The organism is Sporolactobacillus vineae DSM 21990 = SL153 (assembly GCF_000377985.1).
GTDB lineage: Bacteria > Bacillota > Bacilli > Bacillales > Sporolactobacillaceae > Sporolactobacillus > Sporolactobacillus vineae.
In genome coordinates this window covers 1-1,905 of the sequence record NZ_KB899082.1, presented here as the reverse complement: position 1 = coordinate 1,905, position 1,905 = coordinate 1, and the positions used below count along the sequence as shown (strand labels likewise).

At 51.0% G+C, this 1,905-nt stretch carries 1 protein-coding gene; it reads left to right on the top strand.

What is annotated here, in order from left to right; genetic code table 11:
* Positions 1-441 precede the first annotated feature (441 nt).
* Positions 442-1,827 carry a group II intron reverse transcriptase/maturase gene (gene ltrA / locus D889_RS0114740; RefSeq protein ID WP_010632961.1) on the top strand — a complete coding sequence of 462 codons (1,386 nt, stop codon included), beginning with the start codon at positions 442-444 and terminating at the stop codon, positions 1,825-1,827.
* Positions 1,828-1,905 lie beyond the last annotated feature (78 nt).

The following is a 1,905-nucleotide window of genomic DNA, read 5'->3' as shown; positions in this document are numbered from 1 at the left end:
TTTTAGTGCGCCCGGCATGGGCGATAATTTGGCGGTGAAAGTCCGCTGTAGGCTGTAGCGGTCGGAACTACTAGCTGAGGACAAGGGTGTCCCCCGTGAGGGAGAATCTGAAGGAAGTCTAAAGCAAAGTGCTGAACTGATGCATAAGAACCAGCTATAAGGCTGTGCGTCATGGATAAGGTTGCTAAACAAACCAAAGTCCAATACCGCTCAAAATGACAAGCAGTAGAGCTGGCAGTGACATGGCACGAAGGTTATCGCTCTTACCCGGGGAGATCTGCACCATATGTGGCTGACAAGAAGGACGAAAGGTCCTACAGCGACAAACTGCGCAGCGATGTGCGGCTGAATGATGCAGAAGTCAGCCGAGGTCATAGTAGCTGCCTTCGGCAGTGAAGGACTGAATAATAACAATTCTCATTGATACTGGAGGTGGAAGCCATGCGACAATCGCAGAAAACAGAAGATAAAGCTGACCGCCGGAAGAGGGCAGGCATGGAAGGCCAGGAGTATTCCGGGGCGCGTAGTATGGCTTCTGGTGAAAGTACAACTGAGAATGGCACTTCAATGATGGAGCGTGTCCTGTCGCGAAAGAACCTGAATTGGGCCTACCTTCGAGTAAGCCGTAATAAGGGCGCGGCAGGAATTGACGGAATGACCACAGAAGAAGCACTGCCCTACCTTAAAGAACATGGAAAAGAACTACTCGCATCCTTGCGTGATGGAACCTATAAACCAGCCCCGGTAAAGCGTGTAGAAATTCCCAAGCCGGATGGTTCCAAGCGTAAGCTTGGCGTACCGACCGTTGTTGATCGAATGATCCAGCAGGCCGTGGCTCAAGTGATGATGCCAACGTTCGAAAGGGCGTTTTCAGATCGCAGTTATGGATTTAGGCCGCATCGCAGTGCTCATGATGCGATCCGCCGAGTGATCGCGCTCTACAATCAGGGCTATCACTATGTTGTGGACTTAGACCTGAAAGCCTACTTCGATACGGTCAATCACGATCTTCTTATGAAATTTATCAGTCAGTATATTGACGATCCGTGGCTCTTGCATTTGATCCGCAGGTTCCTGACGAGTGGAGTGATGAACGGTCGGCTCTTCGAGGCAACGGATAAGGGAACACCGCAAGGTGGGAACCTGTCGCCTCTGCTGGCCAACATCTATCTCAATGAACTGGATCAGTTGCTTACCGCAAGGGGCCATGAATTCGTGCGCTATGCGGATGACTGTAATATCTATGTCAAAAGCCGGCGCGCAGGATACCGAGTTCTCGCCAGTGTCACCAAGTTCCTGGAGAAAGACCTGAAAGTGACGGTCAACCGGGAAAAGACGTGCGTGGGTTCGCCACTGAGACTTAACTTCCTGGGTTTCTCCCTTGGCGCCTCCCATAACGGTGCCTATGCGCGGCCCAGCATGAAAACCAAGAAGCGCGTCAAAATGACCCTGAAGCAAATGACCAAACGCAATAGGGGACGCAGTCTTGATGTTCTTCTTGGAGAGATCCGGTCGAAAATGAGAGGCTGGCTCCAGTACTACGGAATGGGACAGCTGAAAAGCTTCATCCAACGTCTGGACGAGTGGCTCCGCTCGAGAATTCGTCAATATATCTGGAAATCATGGAAGAAAATAAGGACCCGTTTCAGAAAACTCCGGAAGTTAGGGATGCCGGAAGCACAAGCCTTCACTTTCGCCAACACCCGTAAAGGGTACTGGCGGACGGCGCATAGCAAGACGCTCTGTTACACCCTGACGAATGAAAAGCTGGAGCATCTTGGACTGGTTAATCTTTCCAAGACACTCCAGCATATTCAGAGTGCTTAAGTTGTTGAACCGCCGTATACGGATCCGTACGTACGGTGGTGTGAGAGGTCGGAAATCGAAGATTTCCTCCTACTCGAT

What these genes read in the sequence shown, in the direction of transcription:
- ltrA (WP_010632961.1), top strand. Translation starts at nt 442, where the DNA reads ATGCGACAATCGCAGAAAACAGAAGATAAAGCTGACCGCCGGAAGAGG.